The sequence below is a fragment of the Pseudomonas sp. CP-1 genome, assembly GCF_021213715.1.
Taxonomy (GTDB): domain Bacteria; phylum Pseudomonadota; class Gammaproteobacteria; order Pseudomonadales; family Pseudomonadaceae; genus Pseudomonas; species Pseudomonas aeruginosa.
In genome coordinates this window covers 88,020-108,510 of the sequence record NZ_JAJQKY010000006.1, presented here as the reverse complement: position 1 = coordinate 108,510, position 20,491 = coordinate 88,020, and the positions used below count along the sequence as shown (strand labels likewise).

The window sequence follows — 20,491 nt, the reverse complement described above, 5'->3', positions numbered from 1 at the left end:
TCTGTCGGCGCAACCCCGTGAAATGAGAAAGAGGAAGTCGTAGTGTCGCGTAGACGCGTCGTCATTACTGGCATGGGCATGCTGTCGCCGCTGGGCCTGGATGTCCCGAGCAGTTGGGAAGGTATTCTCGCCGGTCGCAGCGGGATCGCCCCGATCGAGCATATGGACCTGTCCGCCTATTCCACCCGCTTCGGTGGTTCGGTCAAGGGTTTCAATGTCGAGGAATACCTGTCCGCCAAGGAAGCCCGCAAGCTCGACCTGTTCATCCAGTACGGTCTCGCCGCCAGCTTCCAGGCCGTTCGCGATTCCGGCCTGGAGGTCACCGACGCCAATCGTGAGCGTATCGGCGTATCCATGGGTTCCGGTATCGGCGGCCTGACCAATATCGAGAACAACTGCCGATCCCTGTTCGAGCAGGGGCCGCGGCGCATCTCGCCGTTCTTCGTGCCCGGTTCGATCATCAACATGGTTTCCGGCTTCCTGTCGATCCACCTGGGTCTGCAGGGGCCCAACTACGCCCTCACCACCGCCTGCACCACCGGTACCCACAGCATCGGCATGGCTGCTCGCAACATCGCCTATGGCGAGGCCGACGTGATGGTCGCCGGCGGTTCCGAAATGGCTGCCTGCGGTCTCGGCCTGGGCGGTTTCGGCGCGGCTCGCGCGCTCTCCACTCGCAACGACGAGCCGACCCGTGCCAGCCGTCCGTGGGACCGGGATCGCGACGGCTTCGTCCTGTCCGACGGTTCCGGCGCCCTGGTGCTCGAAGAACTGGAGCACGCCCGTGCCCGCGGCGCGCGGATCTATGCCGAGCTGGTTGGCTTCGGCATGAGCGGCGACGCCTTCCACATGACCGCGCCGCCGGAAGATGGCGCCGGTGCCGCCCGCTGCATGAAGAACGCGCTGCGCGATGCCGGCCTGGATCCTCGGCAGGTCGATTACATCAACGCCCATGGCACCTCCACCCCGGCCGGCGACATCGCCGAGATCGCCGCGGTGAAGAGCGTGTTCGGCGAGCATGCCCATGCGCTGTCGATGAGTTCGACCAAGTCGATGACCGGCCACCTGTTGGGTGCCGCCGGTGCGGTGGAGGCGATCTTCAGCGTGCTGGCTCTGCGCGACCAGGTCGCCCCGCCGACCATCAACCTGGACAACCCGGACGAAGGTTGCGACCTCGACCTGGTGGCCCACGAAGCCAAGCCGCGCAAGATCGACGTGGCCCTGTCGAACTCGTTCGGTTTCGGCGGGACCAACGGCACCCTGGTGTTCCGCAGGTTCGCCGACTGATGCTGGACTGGGTCGACGGCCGGCCCGCCGCCGAGCTGTCCGTGCGCGATCGCGGACTGGCCTATGGCGACGGGCTGTTCGAGACCCTGGCGGTGCGCGCCGGCACGCCGCGTCTTCTGGAGCGCCACTTGGCGCGCCTGGAAGAGGGGTGTCGACGCCTGGCGATCCCTCTCGACGCCGCAGCGTTGCGCCAGGAGTTGCTGGCGTTCTGCGCGGCGCTGGGCGACGGTGTCGCCAAGCTGATCGTCACCCGCGGCGAGGGTTTGCGTGGCTACGCGCCGCCTGCCGAGGCCTCGCCGCGGCGAATCCTCTCCGGATCGCCGCGTCCGGCCTATCCCGAGCGCCACTGGCAGCAAGGCGTGCGCCTGTTCGCCTGCCGTACGCGCCTGGCCGAGCAGCCCCTGCTGGCCGGCCTCAAGCACCTCAATCGCCTGGAGCAGGTCCTCGCCCGTGCCGAGTGGGGCGACGCCGGGCATGCCGAAGGGCTCATGCTGGACGTGCACGAGCGGGTGGTGGAGGGGGTGTTCAGCAACCTGCTGCTGGTTCTCGACGGCACCCTCGTGGCGCCTGACCTGCGGCGCTGCGGCGTCGCGGGAGTGATGCGCGCGGAATTGCTCGAGCGCGCCGAAGGAATCGGCGTCCCGCTGGCGATACGGGATGTTTCCATGGCTGAACTGGCGACGGCCGACGAGGTCTTTCTGTGCAACAGCCAGTTCGGCATCTGGCCGGTCCGGGCATTGGACGAGCACGTCTGGCCGGTCGGCGAGCTGACCCGTAAACTGCAAGACCAACTTCGCGACGACCTGGATTTCTGACTTTGATGCGCAAACTGCTGGTGCTGCTGGAGAGTGGCCTGTTGTTCGTTGGCCTCTGCGTCGGCCTGGCTGCATGGCAGCAGCAGCGGGCGCTGGAGCAGCCCCTGCAATTGACCGAGGAGCGCCTGCTGGACGTTTCCTCGGGCTCCACGCCGGGCGGCATGCTCGCGCGTCTGGAGCAGGAAGAGGTGCTCCATGGCGCGTTCTGGCTGCGCCTCTACTGGCGTTTCAACCTGCCGGGCCAGGCCCTGCACAGCGGCGAATACCGCCTCTTGCCGGGGATGAAGGGCGCCGACCTGCTGGAACTCTGGCGCGAAGGCGAGGTGGTGCAGTACAGCCTGACCCTGGTCGAGGGCTGGAGTTTCCGCCAGGTGCGCGAAGCGCTCGCCAGGCAGGGCAAGCTGGAGCAGACCCTGGCCGGCCTGAGCGACGGCGAGATCATGCAGCGCCTCGGCAAGCCCGACGAAGTGGCCGAAGGGCGCTTCTTCCCCGATACCTACCGCTACACCCGTGGCATGCGCGACATCGACATACTGCGCAAGGCCTACCAGCGCATGCAGACCATCCTCGCCAAGGAATGGGATGGCCGCAGCCAGGACCTGCCTTATCGCGACGCCTACCAGGCGCTGATCATGGCCTCGCTGGTGGAAAAGGAAACCGGCGTGCCGGAAGAGCGTTCGCAGATCGCCGGCGTCTTCGTCCGCCGCCTGCAGCGCGGCATGCTGTTGCAGACCGATCCGACGGTGATCTATGGCATGGGCGAGCGCTACAACGGCAAGATCACCCGCGCCGACCTGCGCGAACCGACCCCTTACAATACCTATGTGGTGCCGGGCATGCCGCCGACCCCGATCGCCCTGGCCGGGCGCGAGGCTATTCGCGCCGCGCTGCATCCGGCCGAGGGCGAGACCCTGTATTTCGTGGCGCGCGGCGATGGCAGCCACGTGTTCTCCAGCAGCCTGGACGAACACAACAAGGCGGTCCGCGAGTATCAGTTGAAGCGTCGCTCGGACTATCGCTCCAGCCCCGCGCCCATCACCCCGCCGCCACAATGAGCGGCGCAGTCAAGATAAGGAGTGCCGTGTGACCGGCCTGTTCGTCACCCTGGAGGGCCCGGAAGGGGCCGGCAAGAGCACCAACCGCGACTACCTGGCCGAGCGTCTGCGCGAGCGCGGCATCGAGGTGCAGTTGACCCGCGAGCCTGGCGGCACGCCTCTCGCCGAGCGCATCCGTGAGCTGCTGCTGGCGCCCAGCGACGAGCCGATGGCCGCCGATACCGAGCTGTTGCTGATGTTCGCCGCGCGGGCCCAGCATATCGCCGGGGTCATCCGTCCGGCACTGGCGCGCGGGGCCGTGGTGCTCTGCGATCGCTTCACCGATGCCACCTATGCCTACCAGGGCGGCGGGCGCGGCTTGCCGGAGGTGCGCATCGCCGCGCTGGAAAGCTTCGTCCAGGGCGACCTGCGGCCCGACCTCACGCTGGTCTTCGACCTGCCGGTGGAAATCGGCCTGGCGCGGGCGGCGGCGCGTGGCCGGCTCGACCGTTTCGAGCAGGAGGACCGACGCTTCTTCGAGGCCGTGCGTCAGACCTACCTGCAGCGCGCCGCGCAGGCCCCGGAGCGTTACCAGGTGCTCGACGCCGGGTTGCCGCTGACCGAGGTGCAGGCTGGCCTGGATCGGCTGCTGCCGAATCTGCTGGAGCGTCTGAATGGCTGATATCTATCCCTGGCAGCAGGCGCTCTGGAGCCAACTGGGCGGCCGCGCCCAGCACGCCCACGCCTATCTGCTCTACGGTCCCGCCGGGATCGGCAAGCGCGCCCTGGCCGAGCATTGGGCCGCCCAGCTGCTCTGCCAGCGGCCCGCCGCCGCTGGCGCATGCGGCGAGTGCAAGGCCTGCCAGTTGCTGGCCGCCGGTACCCATCCGGACTACTTCGTGCTGGAGCCGGAGGAAGCGGAGAAACCGATCCGGGTCGACCAGGTCCGCGACCTGGTTGGCTTCGTGGTGCAGACCGCGCAACTGGGCGGGCGCAAGGTCGTGTTGCTCGAGCCCGCCGAGGCGATGAACGTGAACGCCGCCAACGCCCTGTTGAAAAGCCTCGAAGAGCCCTCGGGCGATACCGTGCTGCTGCTGATCAGCCACCAGCCCAGCCGCCTGTTGCCGACCATCAAGAGCCGCTGCGTGCAGCAGGCCTGCCCTTTGCCGGGTGCGGCGGCGAGTCTGGAATGGCTGGCGCGGGCCCTGCCCGACGAGCCGGCCGAGGCCCTGGAGGAACTGTTGGCGCTTTCCGGCGGCTCGCCGCTCACCGCCCAGCGCCTGCACGGCCAGGGTGTGCGCGAGCAGCGCGCGCAGGTGGTCGAGGGGGTGAAGAAGCTGCTCAAGCAGCAGATCGCCGCCAGCCCACTGGCCGAAAGCTGGAACAGCGTGCCGCTGCCATTGCTGTTCGACTGGTTCTGCGACTGGACGCTGGGCATCCTGCGCTACCAGTTGACCCGCGACGAGGAGGGGCTGGGGCTGGCCGACATGCGCAAGGTGATCCAGTACCTGGGCGACAAGTCCGGGCAGGCCAAGGTGCTGGCCATGCAGGACTGGCTGCTGCAACAGCGGCAGAAAGTGTTGAACAAGGCCAACCTCAACCGTGTCCTGCTTCTCGAAGCCCTGCTGGTGCAGTGGGCAAGCCTGCCCGGGCCGGGCTAGAATCCCGCTGATATTCGACTGGCAGGAACCTGCATGAGTTTGCCACCCAATCTGGGGCCGCGTAACGGCATCCTGTCCTTGACCATCAAGGACAAGTCCGTGCTTTACGCCGCCTACATGCCGTTCATCAGGAACGGCGGGCTGTTCATTCCCACCAACAAGAACTACAAGCTTGGCGACGAGGTCTTCATGCTGCTCAACCTGATGGAAGAGCCGGAGAAGATCCCGGTGGCCGGCAAGGTCGTCTGGATCACCCCGAAGGGCGCTCAGGGCAACCGTGCGGCGGGCATCGGCGTGCAGTTCAACGACGGTGACAACACCGCCCGCAACAAGATCGAAACCTACCTGGCCGGGGCGCTGAAGTCGGACCGGCCGACCCACACGATGTAACGCTAGACAGGATCATGCTGGTCGATTCCCACTGCCACCTCGATCGCCTCGACCTGGCCGCCCATGGCGGCTCGCTCGATGCGGCGCTGGATGCCGCGCGAGCGCGTGGCGTCGGTCAATTCCTCTGCATCGGCGTCAGCGCCGACAATGCCCAGGCGGTGAAGGCCCTGGCCGAGCGCTATGCCGACGTGCACTGTTCGGTCGGCGTGCACCCGCTGGACCTGGAGCCCGGAAGCGCGCCAGCGCTGGACTGGCTGCTAGGCGAACTGGCGCATCCGCGGGTGGTGGCGATCGGCGAGACCGGCCTCGACTACCACTACGAACCGGAAGCCGCCGAGTTGCAGCAGGAGGCGTTTCGCCTGCACCTGGAAGCCGCGCGGATCACCGCCAAGCCAGTGATCGTGCACACCCGCGAGGCGCGCGCCGATACGCTGGCGCTTCTGCGCGAGGCGGCGTTGCCGCAGGCCGGCGTGCTGCATTGCTTCACCGAGGACTGGGAGATGGCGCGATCGGCGCTGGACCTGGGCTTCTACATTTCCCTGTCCGGCATCGTCACCTTCCGCAATGCCGATGCCCTGCGCGAGGTGGCTCGCCAGGTACCGGCCGACCGGCTGCTGGTGGAGACCGACTCGCCCTACCTGGCGCCGATTCCCCATCGCGGCAAGCCGAACCTGCCGGAATACGTGCGCGATGTCGCCGAATTCCTCGCGACGTTGCGTGACGTCAGCCTGGAAACCCTGGCGGAGCAGACTACCGCCAATTTCCATCGGCTGTTTCCGTTGGCCCGCTAGGCCGGCAAACGGATAAAAAAAACCCGGGTTCTGGGGGATGAATCCGGGTCAAGACCATTAGGAGTGGAACAAAGGTACGCATTCCTCGGTACCTTCACTGGCTGGGTACTTGGGGGGAGATACCGCGCGCCAGTACCTTTCAGTATTGGTCATGTTCGTGGGGCGTCCAGACAGGGCTGGCGGTTTTTTAAACAGATTTGGAATACCCTCGCCGTCCTTGAGCACCTAGGTGCCTGCGACCTGGCGCAAGATCGCCAGGGTGTCGTCGATCACCGTCGAACTCGTGTAGAAGTGCGGGGAAAAACGGATACCTCCGCCACGCTGGGCGCAAATGACCCGCTCCTGGCGAAGCGTTTCGAAGAGTGTCCGGCTGTCCTGGCCGTCCAGGCTGAAGGTCAGGATGCCCGCGCGTCGGCTCGGGTTCCGCGGACTGTGCAGGCGTACCCCGGGAATTCCCGACAGACCGTCCTGTAGCCACTGGACGCGCTCGGCGATGTCTCTGCCGACCCGCTCCATGCCGACCTCCTCCAACAGCCCCAGGCTGGCCTCCAGGGCCATCGCGCCGAGCATGTTCGGGCTGCCGCATTCGAAGCGCCGGGCGCTGCGCGCCGGCCGCCAGTCGCGACGCTCGTAATCGAGGGCATGTTCCAGCATGTGCCAGCCATATTCGTGCAGCGCCAGGCGCTCGCGCTGCTCGGGATGGCAATAGAAGACGCCCAGCCCTTCGGGGCCGAGCATCCACTTGTGCCCATCGGCCATGGCGAAGGCACAATCGTAGGCCTGTACGTCGAAGGGCAGGGCGCCGAGCTGCTGGATCGCGTCGATGCAGAACTGCACGCCGCGGCGGCGACATCCCGTGCCGATGCGCTCCAGGTCAAGGCGCAGGCCGCTGGCGTACTGCACCGCGCTGATCGACAGCAGGCGGGTGCGTGGGCCGCAGGCGGCGAGCAGGGCGCCCTCGGGGTCGTCGCCGGCGAGACTGACCTCGACCACTTCGACGCCGCGCGGGCGCAAGGCTTCCCAGACCACTCTATTGGAGGGGAACTCTTCGTTGCCGATGACGACCTGGTCGCCCTCTCGCCAATCCAGGCCGAAGGCTACGAAGGAAAGCGCCTCGGAGGTGTTCTTGACCAGTGCGAGGTCGCTGCCGGCGCGCGCATTGAGCAGTCGGGCAAGGCGCTCGCGCAGGCGATGTTCTATCTTCAGCCATTCCGGATAGTCGCTGGCGCCGTGGGCGACGTTCTCCCGGGCGAAGGCGCTCACCGCGTCGGCGGCGCGTCTAGGCCAGGGTGCGACCGCTGCGTGGTTGAGGTAGCGCAGACCGTTGGTCTGGTCGAATTCGTCCTGGTAACAATTCATCGTCGGATGTTCCGTGCATTTTCGTGCTGAATAGGCATAATACGCGGCTTCGATTTTTGACTCATTTTGACCTGACAGTCTTTTTATGCAGAAAGAGCCTCGCAAAGTTCGTGAATTTCGTCGCCGTGAACAGGAGATTCTCGATACCGCCCTCAAGCTGTTCCTCGAACAGGGGGAAGACAGCGTAACGGTCGAGATGATCGCGGATGCCGTCGGCATCGGCAAAGGCACGATCTACAAGCACTTCAAGTCCAAGGCGGAGATCTACCTGCGCCTGATGCTGGACTACGAGCGCGATCTCGCCGCCCTGTTCCATTCCGAAGACGTAGCCCGCGACAAGGAAGCCCTGTCGCGTGCCTACTTCGAGTTCCGCATGCGCGATCCGCAGCGCTACCGCCTGTTCGACCGCCTGGAAGAGAAGGTGGTGAAGACCAGCCAGGTGCCGGAGATGGTCGAGGAGCTGCACAAGATCCGCGCCTCCAACTTCGAACGCCTGACCCAACTGATCAAGGAGCGTATCGCCGACGGCAAGCTGGAGAACGTTCCGCCGTACTTCCATTATTGCGCTGCCTGGGCGTTGGTGCATGGCGCCGTGGCGCTGTACCACTCGCCGTTCTGGCGCGAGGTGCTGGAAGACCAGGAAGGTTTCTTCCACTTCCTGATGGATATCGGCGTGCGCATGGGCAACAAGCGCAAGCGCGAAGGCGACGCTCCCAGCGCCTGATACCTGTGGTGCCGGGACGCAGTCACTGCGCCCCGCGCACTCTTTGCCGGCAGGGATATACTCGTCGCCCATCGATCCGCCGGCGGGACGTCGGCTGCCCATTTCCGGCGAATCCGCCGGTGGCTCCGTCCCGCTGGCGGCTCCACGTTCGTTCAGGAGTTCTCCGATGAGTGTCCGTGAATTCCCCATCCACTACATCGAACCGGTGTTCCGGCCCCCGAGCGAGGCGCATTCGCTGATCCTCCCGGTGACCAATGGCTGTTCCTGGAACAAATGCGGCTTTTGCGAGATGTATACCCAGCCGCAAAAGAAATTTCGCGCCCGCGACGAGAACGAGGTACTGGAGGAGATCCGCCGCTGCGGCGAGCGCCTGATCGTCAAGCGGGTGTTTCTCGCCGATGGCGACGCCCTGGTATTGCCGACCCGCCGGCTGCTCGCGGTGCTGCAGGCGATTCGCGAGCACTTGCCGGAGGTGGAGCGGGTATCCAGCTACTGCCTGCCGCGCAACCTGCGCAGGAAGTCGGTCGAGGAGTTGCGCGAACTGGCCGACGTCGGGCTGCGAATGGCCTATGTCGGCGCCGAGTCCGGCGACGACGAAGTGCTGGCACGGGTCAACAAGGGCGAGACCTATTCCTCTACCCTGGATGCGCTGGAAAAGCTTGGCGAGGCGGGGATCAGTCGTTCGGTGATGATCCTCAACGGTCTGGGCGGAATGACCCTGAGCGCGCAGCACGCGGACAACTCCGCGCGCCTGATGAACGCCGCCCAGCCGGAGTACCTGTCGACCCTGGTGGTGAGTTTCCCTACCGGCGAGCAGCGTTTCCGTGCTGGCTTCGCCGATTTCGAGGCGCTGGATCGGCGTGCCCTGTTCGTCGAGGTCGAACGCCTGTTGCAGGGATTGGAGCTCGAAGACACGGTATTTCGCAGCGACCACGCTTCCAACTATCTGGTGCTCAAGGGCGAGCTGGGTGCCGACAAGGCGCGCCTGCTGGCCGAGGTCCGCCAGGCCATCGAGCAGCCGCAGCACGCTGCCCTGCGCCAGGAGTGGCAGCGTGGCCTGTGATGGCGCGGAAGCTGCATCGGCTCGTCATTCGCCGGTTTTCCGACGCCGGCAGGGGAGATGACCGATGTTGCACCTGTTCCGTATTGCCCTGGCGATGCTCCTCCTGGGCAGCCTGTCCGCCTGCATGAAGCCCAGCGACCTGGCCGACGGCGCCGACTACTACCTGCGCGACGCCGGGGTGCTCGATCACAGCGCCAGCCAGCGCAGCAACAACCGGCGGATCCAGGCCGACTCCTTCATCTACATCGGCCAGGGCCCGTTCGTGCCGCCGGGCTACCGGTACGCGCGGCCGAACGTGGTGGCCGAGCAGGCCTTCGAAGGTTTCGTCGAGTATTTCCCGCTGGTGCGCCGCGCCAAGGCGCCGCTCGGCCTGGACGACGCGATGCGCGAGGCGCGTGCCGCCGGCGCCCACTACCTGCTGTACTGCCGTTTCGCCCGGGGCGACAACAGGATCGGCAACTGGGAGGAGTGGGAAGACGAAGAGGAACTCGGCCGGGTCGGGCGCGATCGCAGTGTCATCCAGGTCATGCTGATCGAGACCAGCACCCGTTTCCTGGTGGACAGCGCGACCATTCGCAGCCGCGGCGGTTTCCTGACGTTCTACGACGCCACCCCGGAAGACCTGCTGCGTCCGCCGCTGGAGCAATACGCCCAGGAATTGCTGGGCCTGAACAGTCGAGGAACAGGCTATGAGTGATACCGGCAAGGCCAACGACCTGCTGGCGCAGATCCCCAGGGGCGAAAAGAAGGGCCTGCCGCCCGTGCACCTGTGGAATCCGCCGTTCTGCGGCGACATCGACATGCGCATCGCCCGCGACGGCAGCTGGTTCTACCTGGGCACGCCGATCGGACGCAAGCCGATGGTGAAGCTGTTCTCCAGCATCATTCGCCGCGACGGCGACGACTATTTCCTGGTGACTCCGGTGGAAAAGGTCGGTATCCGCGTCGACGATGCGCCCTTCGTCGCGGTGACCCTGCAGGTGCAGGGCGAGGGCGGGGCGCAGGTACTGCGCTTCGCCACCAACGTCGAGGACGAGGTCGAGGCGGACGCCGGGCATCCGCTGCGCGTCGAGATCGACCCCCGCACCCAGGAACCCACGCCCTACCTGCGGGTGCGCGACAACCTCGAGGCGCTGGTGCATCGCAACGTGTTCTACCAACTGGTCGAGCTGGCGGTGCCGCGCCGGATCGACGGCATCGAATGGCTCGGCGTCTGGAGCCACGGCGAGTTCTTTCCCATCGGTCCGCAGCCGGACTGACAGGCGCAGCATGAAAAAAGGCTCCCGAGGGAGCCTTTTTCGTTTGCCTTACATGTTGGGGTAGTTCGGCCCGCCGGTACCTTCCGGCGCCACCCAGGTGATGTTCTGCGCCGGGTCCTTGATGTCGCAGGTCTTGCAGTGCACGCAGTTCTGCGCGTTGATCTGGAAGCGCTTGCTGCCGTCGTCGTTGGCCACCACTTCGTACACGCCTGCCGGGCAGTAGCGCTGGGCCGGCTCGTCGTAGAGCGGCAGGTTCTTCTCGATCGGAATGCTCGCATCGGCCAGCTTGAGGTGGATCGGCTGGTCTTCCTCGTGGTTGGTATTGGAGAGGAACACCGAGGACAGCTTGTCGAAGCTGAGCTTGCCGTCCGGCTTCGGGTAGTCGATCTTCGGCGCTTCGCTGGCCTTTTTCAGGCAGGCGTAGTCCGGCTTGTCGTCATGCAGGGTGACGGGGATCTTGCCGCCGAAGATGTTCTGGTCGATGAAGTTGAACGCGCCGCCGCCGATAGCGCCGAACTTGTGGATGGCCGCGCCGAAGTTGCGGCTGCGGAACAGTTCGTCGTACAACCAGCTGGCCTTGAACGCATCGACGTAGTTGGACAGCTCGTCGCCGCCTTCGCGGCCGGCGGCCAGGGCCTCGGCGATCGCGTCGGCGGCGAGCATGCCGGACTTCATCGCGGTGTGGCTGCCCTTGATCTTGGCGAAGTTCAGGGTGCCGAGGTCGCAACCGATCAGCGCGCCGCCGGGGAAGACCATCTTCGGCAGCGAATTCAGGCCGCCCTTGCAGATGGCCCGGGCGCCGTAGGCCACGCGCTTGCCGCCTTCCAGGTACTGCTTGACCACCGGGTGGTGCTTGTAGCGCTGGAACTCGTCGAACGGCGACAGGTGCGGGTTGCTGTAGGACAGGTCGATGATCAGGCCGACGAACACCTGGTTGTTCTCCAGGTGGTAGAGGAACGAGCCGCCGGTATTTTCGTCGTTCAGCGGCCAGCCGGCGGTATGGACCACCAGGCCGGGCTTGTGCTTGGACGGGTCGATGTCCCAGATTTCCTTGATGCCGATACCGTAGTGCTGGGCATCGGCCTCGCTGTCCAGGTTGTATTTCTTGATCAGTTGCTTGCCGATGTGCCCGCGGCAGCCTTCGGCAAACAGGGTGTACTTGGCCCGCAGCTCCATGCCGGGGGTGTAGTAGCCTTCTTTCGGGTTGCCTTCGCGGTCGACGCCGAGGTCGCCGGTGACGATGCCGCGGACCACGCCGTTCTCGTCGATCAGCGCTTCCTGGGCGGCGAAGCCCGGGTAGATCTCCACGCCCAGTCCTTCGGCCTGCTGGGCCAGCCAGCGGCAGAGGTTGCCCAGGGAGATGATATAGTTGCCCTCGTTGTGCATGGTCTTGGGCACGAAGAAGTTGGGCACCTTGGTAGCGCTCTCGGCGCTCTTCAGGACGTAGATGTCGTCGCCGGTCACCGGAGTATTGAGCGGCGCGCCGAGTTCCTTCCAGTCGGGGAACAGCTCGTTCAGCGCGCGCGGCTCGAACACCGCGCCGGAGAGGATGTGGGCGCCCACTTCGGAACCCTTCTCGACCACGCAGACGCTGATCTCTTGACCGGCTTCGGCGGCCTTCTGCTTCAGTCGGCATGCGGCGGACAGACCGGCGGGGCCGGCGCCGACGATGACGACGTCGAATTCCATGTATTCGCGTTCCACTATCGATCTCCTACTCAAGGCTCACGGTATCTGTTTATTGGTGGCTGAGATCTTTCCCTGATCAGAGCGGGCGCATTATATATAGCTGCATGGGCAGGTCCAATACAAACGTTTGTTTGAATTCTTTGGAAGCCTGATAGAATCGGCATTCGAGGGGGGGAAACCACCCTTTTGCCGTATTGACCGAAAAGGGTGATCCGGTCAAGATACGGGCGGTTTTGCGGTCGCTGTCTAGCAGAGTGTCGGTTTCCGGCCGGCGAGCATCACCGGCCAGGCCTGTCTGGCGACATCCTTATTCACCGGAGAATAACGAGGAATCCATGAAGGTTCTTGTAGCAGTCAAACGAGTGGTCGACTACAACGTCAAGGTCCGCGTCAAGGCGGACAACTCCGGCGTCGACCTCGCCAACGTCAAGATGTCCATGAACCCCTTCTGCGAAATCGCCGTGGAAGAAGCCGTGCGCCTGAAAGAGAAGGGCGTGGCTACCGAGATCGTCGCTGTCTCCGTCGGCCCGACCGCCGCCCAGGAGCAACTGCGCACCGCGCTGGCGCTGGGCGCTGACCGTGCGATCCTGGTGGAGAGCAACGACGAGCTGAACTCCCTGGCCGTGGCCAAGCTGCTCAAGGCCGTGGTCGACAAGGAGCAGCCGCAGCTGGTGATCCTCGGCAAGCAGGCCATCGACAGCGACAACAACCAGACCGGCCAGATGCTCGCCGCGCTGACCGGCTACGCCCAGGGCACCTTCGCCTCCAAGGTCGAGGTCGCTGGCGACAAGGTCAACGTGACCCGCGAGATCGATGGCGGTCTGCAGACCGTCGCGCTGAACCTGCCGGCCATCGTCACCACCGACCTGCGCCTGAACGAGCCGCGCTACGCGTCGCTGCCGAACATCATGAAAGCCAAGAAGAAGCCGCTGGACGTGGTGACCCCGGACGCCCTGGGCGTTTCCACCGCTTCCACCGTGAAGACCCTGAAGGTCGAGGCGCCGGCTGCACGCTCCGCTGGCATCAAGGTCAAGTCCGTGGCTGAACTGGTAGAGAAACTGAAGAACGAGGCGAAGGTAATCTAATGGCTATCCTGGTTATCGCTGAGCACAACAACGCGGCCCTGGCGGCTGCCACCCTGAACACCGTTGCCGCTGCCAAGGCCATTGGCGGCGACATCCACGTGCTGGTCGCCGGACAGAACGTTGCCGCCGTGGCCGAAGCCGCCGCCAAGGTCGAGGGCGTCTCCAAGGTGCTGGTCGCCGACAACGCCGCCTACGCCCACCAGCTGCCGGAAAACGTCGCGCCGCTGATCGCCGAGCTGGGCAAGAACTACAGCCACGTGCTGGCCCCGGCTACCACCAACGGCAAGAACTTCCTGCCGCGCGTCGCCGCGCTGCTGGACGTCGACCAGATCTCCGAGATCGTCGAAGTGGTCAGCCCCGACACCTTCAAGCGTCCGATCTACGCCGGTAACGCCATCGCTACCGTGCAGTCCTCGGCTGCGGTCAAGGTGATCACCGTGCGTACCACCGGCTTCGACGCCGTCGCCGCCGAAGGCGGTTCGGCTGCCGTCGAGCAGGTTTCCGGCCCGGCCGATGCCGGCAAGTCCGCCTTCGTCGGCGAAGAGCTGGCCAAGTCCGACCGTCCGGAACTGACCGCTGCCAAGATCGTGGTCTCCGGCGGCCGCGGCATGCAGAACGGCGACAACTTCAAGATCCTCTACGCCCTGGCCGACAAGCTGGGTGCCGCAGTCGGCGCTTCCCGCGCCGCGGTCGACGCCGGTTTCGTGCCGAACGACATGCAGGTCGGCCAGACCGGCAAGATCGTCGCCCCGCAGCTGTACATCGCGGTGGGCATCTCCGGTGCCATCCAGCACCTGGCGGGCATGAAGGACTCGAAGGTGATCGTCGCGATCAACAAGGACGAAGAGGCGCCGATCTTCCAGGTCGCCGACTACGGCCTGGTCGCCGACCTGTTCGACGCCGTACCGGAGCTGGAAAAGGCCGTCTGAGCCCGATTCCAAGCCGACAAGACCCGCTCCCCGGAGCGGGTTTTTTTATGTCCGGGCTGCGACGCGTGACCCTTTGGTCACGATTCCTGCCTTCGGTCCGCCCAAGCGGAGGTGTCTCATTTACAATGCGCGACGTCTCTAGCTCCTGAATGTGCTTTTCCGGCATCTAGCAACCGAGGTTTTCATGATCATCAAACCGCGCGTGCGTGGCTTCATCTGCGTCACTACCCATCCGGCAGGCTGCGAGGCCAACGTCAAGCAACAGATCGACTACGTCGAGGCCAAGGGCCCCGTCGTCAACGGACCGAAGAAGGTCCTGGTCATCGGTTCCTCCACCGGCTATGGCCTGGCTGCCCGCATCACCGCCGCGTTCGGTTCCGGCGCCGATACCCTCGGGGTGTTCTTCGAGCGTCCGGGCAGCGAGAGCAAGCCGGGCACCGCCGGCTGGTACAACTCGGCGGCCTTCGAGAAGTTCGCCCACGAGAAAGGCCTGTATGCCCGCAGCATCAATGGCGACGCTTTCTCCGACGAGGTGAAGCGGTTGACCATCGAGACCATCAAGCGCGATCTCGGCAAGGTCGACCTGGTGGTCTACAGCCTGGCCGCGCCGCGCCGTACCCATCCGAAGAGCGGCGAAGTGTTCTCCTCGACCCTCAAGCCGATCGGCAAGTCGGTCAGCTTCCGTGGCCTGGACACCGACAAGGAAGTGATCAAGGACGTCGTCCTGGAGGCGGCCAGCGACCAGGAAGTCGCCGATACCGTTGCGGTGATGGGCGGCGAGGACTGGCAGATGTGGATCGACGCGCTGCTGGAAGCCGACGTGCTGGCCGACGGCGCGAAGACCACCGCGTTCACCTACCTGGGCGAGAAGATCACCCACGACATCTACTGGAACGGTTCCATCGGCGCGGCCAAGAAGGATCTCGACCAGAAGGTCCTCGGTATCCGCGACAAGCTCGCCCCGCTGGGCGGCGATGCGCGCGTGTCGGTGCTCAAGGCGGTGGTGACCCAGGCCAGCTCGGCGATCCCGATGATGCCGCTGTACCTGTCGCTGCTGTTCAAGGTGATGAAGGAGCAGGGCACCCACGAAGGTTGCATCGAGCAGGTCGACGGCCTGTACCGGGAGAGCCTGTACGGCGCCGAGCCGCGCCTCGACGAGGAAGGCCGCCTGCGTGCCGACTACAAGGAACTGCAGCCGGAAGTGCAGTCCCGTGTCGAGGAGCTGTGGGACAAGGTAACCAACGAGAACCTTTACGAGTTGACCGACTTCGCCGGCTACAAGAGCGAGTTCCTCAACCTGTTCGGTTTCGAGGTCGCTGGGGTCGACTACGAGCAGGACGTCAACCCGGACGTGCAGATCGCCAACCTGATCCAGGCCTGAGGCCTGTATCCGAGCCGTCCTCGCGACGGTTCCCGCTCCCCCGAACCGGCGCCCAGGCGCCGGTTCGCGTTTTCAGCGACCGGCCACCTGGGCGTTCCGTACGCCGTCGAGGAAGGCCTGGTAGTGCTGCGCGGTTTCCTCCGGGCGTTCGACCATCGGCACGTGTCCGCAGTTTTCCATGATCACCACGCTGGGCCGCTTCAGCAGCGGACGCATCACCTCGATGCTGGAGACGTCCAGCACGCGGTCGCGGTCGCCCCATAGCAGCAGGGTCGGTGCCTCGATCTTCGGCAGTTCCGGCTCCAGCGGGATGTAGCGCTGGCGCAGTTGTTCGAATATCTGCGCGTTGAACGCCGACGCAGCTACCGCGCGTTCGCCGAGGTAGCGCTTGAGCGGCGCCGGCAGCGGCGGTTGCTGGACGAACACGAAGTCGAGCAGCTTCTGGAAGTCTTCCGGCTGGCGCACCACCAGGGGATTCTCGCCGCGCTCCAGGTCCTCGAACAGTTCGCTCTTGCGCGCCGGCATTACCCCGGCGTTGTCGATCAGCGCCAGCGATAGCACCTGTTCCGGATGGCGCGCCGCGTAGAGCGCGGCGATGTGCCCGCCCATGGAGTTGCCGGCCAGGTGCAGGCGGCGCACGCCGATGGCGGCGGCGAAATTGGCGACTCGCTCGGCCTGGGTGCCGACGTCGTAGCTGGCCTGTTGCGGCTTGCTGCTGTCGCCGAAGCCGGGCAGGTCGAGGGCGACCACATGGTAGCGCTCGGTCAGCGGCCGGGCGAAGCGCAGCCAGTTGTCCTTGTCGGCGCCGAAGCCGTGGATCAGCAACAGGGTCGGGTTCTTCTCCGAGCCGCCTTCCAGGTAGGCGATCTCCAGGTTGTCGACCTGCACGCTGTGCTCGCTGAGACCGGCGAGGCCGCGCTCGACGGTGCGTACGCTGGCGAGGAGGGTAGCCGGGACGAAGTAGAGGACGCCGGCGGCGACCGCCAGCAGCAGAACCAGACCGAGGAGGAATCGTTTCATGGGTGTCCGAAGGCTTCAGGAAAAAAGGGGCCAGCGCTGAACGCTAGCCGTGCCGGCCCGCTGTCGCAAGCCTTGCGACGAGTCTAGGCGTGCTGCCGGTGGTCGGCGCCGAACCTAAGGACGGCGGTTCAATCGCCGGGTCGATAGAGATGTCGATGCTCGGCGCGGTACAGCGAAGAGTCGGCGAAGCCTTCGGCGGCCAGCACCTCGCCGACCAGGATCAGCGCGGTGCGGCGGAAATTCCTGGCGGCGACCTTGGGCAGGATGTCGCCGAGGGTGCCGCGAACCTGTTCCTGGTCGGGCCAACTGGCCCGGTGGATCACCGCGACCGGGCAGTCGGCGCCGTAGTGCGGCAGCAGTTCCTCGACGATCTTCGCCAGGTGGGCGACGCCCAGGTGGATCGCCAGGGTCGCCCGGTGCCGCGCCAGGTCACCCAGGCTCTCGCCTTCCGGCATCTTCGTGCGTGCGGCGTAGCGGGTCAGGATCAGCGTCTGGGACACTTCGGGTAGGGTCAGCTCGCAGCCGAGCAGGGCGGCACAGGCGGCGGCGGCGGTGACTCCGGGGACGATCTCATAGGGGATGCCGAGTTCGCGCAGGTGGCGGATCTGCTCGCCGATGGCGCCGTACAGGGAGGGATCGCCGGAATGCACGCGGGCTACGTCGAGGCCGCGGCGATGGGCTTGCGCGAGTAGCTCGACGATCTGTTCGAGGTCCAGCTCGGCGGTGTTCACCACCTGGCCGGCCTGGTGCCCCTCGAGCAGCGCTTGCGGAACCAGCGAGCCGGCGTAGAGGATCACCGGGCACTGGCGGATCAGGCGCTGCCCCTTGACGGTGATCAGGTCGGGGTCGCCGGGACCGGCGCCGATGAAATAGACGGTCATGGGAGTTCTCGTTCGGTGAGAAGACGTGCCAGGGCGATGCTCGCCCGATCGTCGCTGCGTTTCGCCCCGAGCAGATCGGCGCGACCGCCGCCCAGGCGTTCGGCCAGGGCCAGGGCGGCGGCCTCGGCGACGCTGGAGCAGCCGGTTTCGCGCAGCGCGACGGCGGAGGGGCTGAGCAGGCGCGGCTCGTAGTCGTGCAGGACGGCGGGCGCGAGGAAATGCACGGGGCGTTCGAGCAGCGTGGCCAGTTGCCGCAGGCCGGGTTCGTCGCGTTTGCCGTCGATGCTGGCGAGGGCGTCCAGCTCGGCCAGGCTGTGCCCGTGTTCGCCCAGCGTTCGCTCCAGCAGCGCGCGCAGATGCTCGGCGCTACAGCCTCGGCGGCAGCCGATGCCGGCGATCAGCAGGCTGGGGATGGGCAGGGGCATGCGCGCACCGGAGGAGATGGTATGGACCCGCGACCGGCAAGGGTCGCGGGTGGCAGGCGGTCAGGCGTCGACGCCGCCCCGGTTGCGCCGGAACAGCCAGGCAGCGGCCAGGCCGAGGGCGGCCCAGAACAGCGCATTGCTGACCAGCGAGGCGACCACGAAACGCTGGGCCAGGGCTTCCGGCGCCAGGCTGGCGTGGACCTCGGGCTGCGGCGCGCCGAACAGGTGCGGCAGCGCCAGCAGGACGGCGCCGACCAGCTTCAGCGGCCAGTTGCCGCCGAACACCAGCAGGGCCAGGCCCACCGCGGTGGCGGCGGCGGTGGCGATCCACCAGTACTGGCGTTGCACCAGGTCGGCCGCGGCGGTACCCGGCAGCTCCGGCGGCAGGCCCAGCGACGGCGCAAGGCAGAACACCGCGTAGCCGGCCAGGCCCCAGAGCAGGCCCTGCCAGGTCTGGCCCGGCGCGCGCAGGGTGAAGAGGCCGGCGAGCATCAGGGCGAAGCCGACCGCCACCACCAGGTTGCCGCCGGTGGTGGAGAGGGTACGCTGCCAGCCGTCCTCCGGCTCCCAGGCCTCCTCGTCGTGGACATGGGCGGCGACGCCGGGGGCGTGTTCGTGGGGCTGGGTCGCGACCGGCTCGCTCTTCTCGTAGGTCTCCGCCTCGAGGATCAGCGGGGTGACCCAGAGAATCTGCAGCAGGGTCAGCAGCAGGGCGGCGAGCAGGCCGGCGAAGCCGGCGGTCTGGGCGATGCGCTTGATCATTCTGGTTCTCTCGCGACTCAGTGGCAGGGGAAGCCGGAGCTGTGCCGGGTATCGTGGGCGGCGTTGTGTACCGCGTCGATGTGCGAGAAACCGGCGAAATAGACCAGCAGCGCGCCGAGCAGGCCGGCGCCGATGGCCAGGCTCAGTCGCTTCGACAGGGAGGTGGTGGAGCTGGCGTGCGCCAGGGTGCTGCTGGACATGGTGCGTTCCCTCTGGATTGGCATGGGCGTGGCAGAGGAGTACGCACGAGGAACAGGCCCGGACGGCCCGCTTCACGCTTGCGCCCGCCCACCGCGGGTGAATCAAACGAAAGGTTCCAGGCCGGTCTCCGGGCTCGCGCGCGATGCGCTTACCGTTGCGGGGGCAGCGCCGGACTGGCTCGGAGAGCGTCACCGGCTTCCCGTTTCACCTCGTGCGCGCCGGCACGAGACACCTGGGACAACCCGCCTAGGACAGCATGAAGGACCGCCGGGCGTCAACCGGCCCGATTGACCCTGGCCCGCGCACTGCGTAGCCTTGCCGGTTCGAGGTTCCTCGCCGGCGACGGCGGGGCTAAGAGGGAACGCGGTCGATGCCGCGGCTGCCCCCGCAACTGTGAACGGCGATCGTTCCCCAATGCCACTGCGTGACGCGGGAAGGCGGGGAACCGGCGGAGACGCCAGACCGTGAGCCAGGAGACCTGCCTCGTCGATCCCGTGGCGCGATGCCCGGGGACAAGACTTCCATACAACCGGGCGGGGTGATCCGGTGGCGAATCCGTTGCGCGGCCCCTGCGTCCGCGCCACTCGTCCGCATGCCCGCCGAGCTGAACAAGGGCTGCCCATGAAAACCCTGGCGAAACTCCCCGTCACCATCGTCACCGGCTTCCTCGGCGCCGGCAAGACCACCTTGCTCCGGCACATGCTGGACAACGCCGAAGGCCGGCGCATCGCGGTGATCGTCAACGAGTTCGGCGAACTCGGCATCGACGGCGAGATCCTCAAGCAATGTTCCATCGGTTGCAGCGAAGAAGAGGCGCAGGGCCGCGTTTTCGAGCTGGCCAACGGTTGCCTGTGCTGCACCGTGCAGGAAGAGTTCTTCCCGGTGATGCGCGAGCTGGTGGCGCGCCGCGGCGACCTTGACCAGATCCTCATCGAGACCAGCGGCCTGGCCCTGCCCAAGCCGCTGGTGCAGGCCTTCCAGTGGCCGGAAATCCGCAACGCCTGCACGGTCGACGCGGTGATCACCGTGGTCGACAGCCCGGCGGTGGCGGCCGGCACCTTCGCCGCCCATCCCGAGCAGGTGGACCAGCAACGCCGCCAGGACCCCAACCTCGACCATGAATCGCCGCTGCACGAACTGTTCGAGGACCAGTTGGCCAGTGCCGACCTGGTGATCCTGAACAAGGCCGACCAGCTCGACGCCGAGGCCCTGGCGCGGGTCCGCGCGGAGATCGCCGGGGAGCTGCCGGCGGCGGTGAAGATCGTCGAGGCGAGCCGGGGCGAGCTGCCGCTCCCGGTCTTGCTGGGCCTCAACGCCGAGGCCGAGCTGCACATCGACGGCCGGCCGACCCACCACGACCACGAAGGCCACGAGGACCACGACCACGACGAGTTCGACTCCTTCCACATCGATCTCCCCGAGGTGGAGGAAGCTGCGCTGCTCGAGGCCCTCGGCGAGCTGGTGGAGCGTCACGACATACTTCGCATCAAGGGGTTCGCCGCCATTCCGGGCAAGCCCATGCGCCTGTTGGTGCAGGGCGTCGGCAAGCGCTTCGACAGGCATTTCGACCGCAAGTGGCTGGCCGACGAAGCCCGCAGTACCCGGCTGGTGGTGATCGGCCAGGAGCTGGACCAGGCCGCCATCGCCAACCAGCTGCGCACAGCGCTTGCCTGATCCGTGATCCCCGGCCGGGGCCGGCGATGGCGATTCGCCGGCCCCAGCTTCTTGCGTCCTA

General features: G+C 66.3%; 22 protein-coding genes and 2 riboswitches. Of the genes, 15 read left to right on the top strand and 7 right to left on the bottom strand.

Going from position 1 to position 20,491, the window contains the following annotated elements:
* Window positions 1-42 precede the first annotated feature (42 nt).
* From fabF to LT948_RS14105, 7 genes are read left to right on the top strand one after another with little or no spacing between them, the layout of a single operon-like run.
* Window positions 43-1,287 (top strand): beta-ketoacyl-ACP synthase II, encoded by a 1,245-nt coding sequence (gene fabF, locus LT948_RS14135; protein WP_003104132.1) that lies wholly within the window; start codon window positions 43-45, stop codon window positions 1,285-1,287.
* On the top strand, window positions 1,287-2,102 hold the full coding sequence (gene pabC, locus LT948_RS14130; RefSeq protein ID WP_003091129.1) for an aminodeoxychorismate lyase: 816 nt from the start codon (window positions 1,287-1,289) through the stop codon (window positions 2,100-2,102). Before fabF ends, pabC begins: the two co-directional genes overlap by 1 nt.
* Before the next feature lie 5 nt (window positions 2,103-2,107).
* Window positions 2,108-3,157, top strand: coding sequence for an endolytic transglycosylase MltG (gene mltG / locus LT948_RS14125; RefSeq protein ID WP_004350892.1), 1,050 nt, complete (start codon window positions 2,108-2,110; stop codon window positions 3,155-3,157).
* A 28-nt stretch (window positions 3,158-3,185) separates the two neighbouring features.
* Window positions 3,186-3,818, top strand: a complete 633-nt coding sequence (gene tmk, locus LT948_RS14120) for a dTMP kinase (RefSeq protein ID WP_023099415.1) — start codon at window positions 3,186-3,188, stop codon at window positions 3,816-3,818.
* The gene (locus LT948_RS14115; protein ID WP_003110200.1) at window positions 3,811-4,797 is read left to right on the top strand and encodes a DNA polymerase III subunit delta'; all 987 of its coding nucleotides are present in this window, start codon (window positions 3,811-3,813) and stop codon (window positions 4,795-4,797) included. Before tmk ends, LT948_RS14115 begins: the two co-directional genes overlap by 8 nt.
* Window positions 4,798-4,830: 33 nt before the next feature.
* Window positions 4,831-5,187, top strand: a complete 357-nt coding sequence (locus LT948_RS14110) for a PilZ domain-containing protein (protein WP_003091119.1) — start codon at window positions 4,831-4,833, stop codon at window positions 5,185-5,187.
* A 14-nt stretch (window positions 5,188-5,201) separates the two neighbouring features.
* Window positions 5,202-5,978 carry a TatD family hydrolase gene (locus LT948_RS14105; protein ID WP_023875120.1) on the top strand — a complete coding sequence of 259 codons (777 nt, stop codon included), beginning with the start codon at window positions 5,202-5,204 and terminating at the stop codon, window positions 5,976-5,978.
* A 225-nt stretch (window positions 5,979-6,203) separates the two neighbouring features.
* Here the strand turns inward: LT948_RS14105 and LT948_RS14100 are convergent, their stop codons facing one another.
* The gene (locus tag LT948_RS14100) at window positions 6,204-7,337 is read right to left on the bottom strand and encodes an aminotransferase class V-fold PLP-dependent enzyme (RefSeq protein ID WP_023875121.1); all 1,134 of its coding nucleotides are present in this window, start codon (window positions 7,335-7,337) and stop codon (window positions 6,204-6,206) included.
* An 85-nt stretch (window positions 7,338-7,422) separates the two neighbouring features.
* On the opposite strand from LT948_RS14100, the gene LT948_RS14095 reads away from it, so the two are divergent.
* From LT948_RS14095 to LT948_RS14080, 4 genes are all read left to right on the top strand, one after another.
* Window positions 7,423-8,061: a TetR/AcrR family transcriptional regulator gene (locus tag LT948_RS14095; protein WP_003091114.1), complete on the top strand. Its 639-nt coding sequence runs from the start codon at window positions 7,423-7,425 to the stop codon at window positions 8,059-8,061.
* Window positions 8,062-8,227: 166 nt separating this feature from the next.
* The gene (locus tag LT948_RS14090) at window positions 8,228-9,124 is read left to right on the top strand and encodes a radical SAM protein (RefSeq protein WP_073657004.1); all 897 of its coding nucleotides are present in this window, start codon (window positions 8,228-8,230) and stop codon (window positions 9,122-9,124) included.
* A 64-nt stretch (window positions 9,125-9,188) separates the two neighbouring features.
* On the top strand, window positions 9,189-9,821 hold the full coding sequence (locus LT948_RS14085) for a DUF4823 domain-containing protein (protein WP_003091112.1): 633 nt from the start codon (window positions 9,189-9,191) through the stop codon (window positions 9,819-9,821).
* Window positions 9,814-10,383: a DUF1285 domain-containing protein gene (locus tag LT948_RS14080; protein ID WP_009313837.1), complete on the top strand. Its 570-nt coding sequence runs from the start codon at window positions 9,814-9,816 to the stop codon at window positions 10,381-10,383. Before LT948_RS14085 ends, LT948_RS14080 begins: the two co-directional genes overlap by 8 nt.
* 48 nt (window positions 10,384-10,431) lie before the next feature.
* Here the strand turns inward: LT948_RS14080 and LT948_RS14075 are convergent, their stop codons facing one another.
* A complete protein-coding gene (locus LT948_RS14075) occupies window positions 10,432-12,087 on the bottom strand; it encodes an electron transfer flavoprotein-ubiquinone oxidoreductase (RefSeq protein ID WP_003091109.1) in 1,656 nt (551 codons plus the stop codon).
* Window positions 12,088-12,407: 320 nt separating this feature from the next.
* On the opposite strand from LT948_RS14075, the gene LT948_RS14070 reads away from it, so the two are divergent.
* From LT948_RS14070 to fabV, 3 genes are all read left to right on the top strand, one after another.
* Entirely contained in the window at window positions 12,408-13,157 is a 750-nt protein-coding gene (locus tag LT948_RS14070) for an electron transfer flavoprotein subunit beta/FixA family protein (protein WP_003091107.1), read from the top strand.
* Window positions 13,157-14,086: an electron transfer flavoprotein subunit alpha/FixB family protein gene (locus tag LT948_RS14065; RefSeq protein WP_003091099.1), complete on the top strand. Its 930-nt coding sequence runs from the start codon at window positions 13,157-13,159 to the stop codon at window positions 14,084-14,086. Before LT948_RS14070 ends, LT948_RS14065 begins: the two co-directional genes overlap by 1 nt.
* A 184-nt stretch (window positions 14,087-14,270) precedes the next feature.
* Window positions 14,271-15,467 carry an enoyl-ACP reductase FabV gene (gene fabV / locus LT948_RS14060; RefSeq protein WP_003102929.1) on the top strand — a complete coding sequence of 399 codons (1,197 nt, stop codon included), beginning with the start codon at window positions 14,271-14,273 and terminating at the stop codon, window positions 15,465-15,467.
* Between the two features lie 72 nt (window positions 15,468-15,539).
* Here the strand turns inward: fabV and LT948_RS14055 are convergent, their stop codons facing one another.
* From LT948_RS14055 to LT948_RS14035, 5 genes are all read right to left on the bottom strand, one after another.
* Window positions 15,540-16,487, bottom strand: coding sequence for an alpha/beta fold hydrolase (locus LT948_RS14055; protein WP_003091085.1), 948 nt, complete (start codon window positions 16,485-16,487; stop codon window positions 15,540-15,542).
* 128 nt (window positions 16,488-16,615) lie between these two features.
* Window positions 16,616-17,368, bottom strand: coding sequence for a precorrin-4 C(11)-methyltransferase (cobM, locus tag LT948_RS14050; RefSeq protein WP_033994921.1), 753 nt, complete (start codon window positions 17,366-17,368; stop codon window positions 16,616-16,618).
* Window positions 17,365-17,793: a cobalamin biosynthesis protein gene (locus LT948_RS14045; protein WP_023099418.1), complete on the bottom strand. Its 429-nt coding sequence runs from the start codon at window positions 17,791-17,793 to the stop codon at window positions 17,365-17,367. Before LT948_RS14045 ends, cobM begins: the two co-directional genes overlap by 4 nt.
* Before the next feature lie 60 nt (window positions 17,794-17,853).
* On the bottom strand, window positions 17,854-18,555 hold the full coding sequence (locus tag LT948_RS14040; RefSeq protein WP_023094633.1) for a CbtA family protein: 702 nt from the start codon (window positions 18,553-18,555) through the stop codon (window positions 17,854-17,856).
* A gap of 17 nt (window positions 18,556-18,572) precedes the next feature.
* Complete coding sequence (locus LT948_RS14035; protein WP_003091059.1) at window positions 18,573-18,755, bottom strand: CbtB domain-containing protein; 183 nt, start codon at window positions 18,753-18,755, stop codon at window positions 18,573-18,575.
* Between the two features lie 102 nt (window positions 18,756-18,857).
* Window positions 18,858-19,007: riboswitch (cobalamin riboswitch) on the bottom strand.
* A 58-nt stretch (window positions 19,008-19,065) separates the two neighbouring features.
* A riboswitch (cobalamin riboswitch) is annotated at window positions 19,066-19,256 on the top strand.
* Between the two features lie 121 nt (window positions 19,257-19,377).
* Between LT948_RS14035 and cobW the strand changes: the two genes are divergently transcribed.
* Window positions 19,378-20,430 (top strand): cobalamin biosynthesis protein CobW, encoded by a 1,053-nt coding sequence (gene cobW / locus LT948_RS14030; protein ID WP_033994924.1) that lies wholly within the window; start codon window positions 19,378-19,380, stop codon window positions 20,428-20,430.
* Window positions 20,431-20,491: the final 61 nt, after the last annotated feature.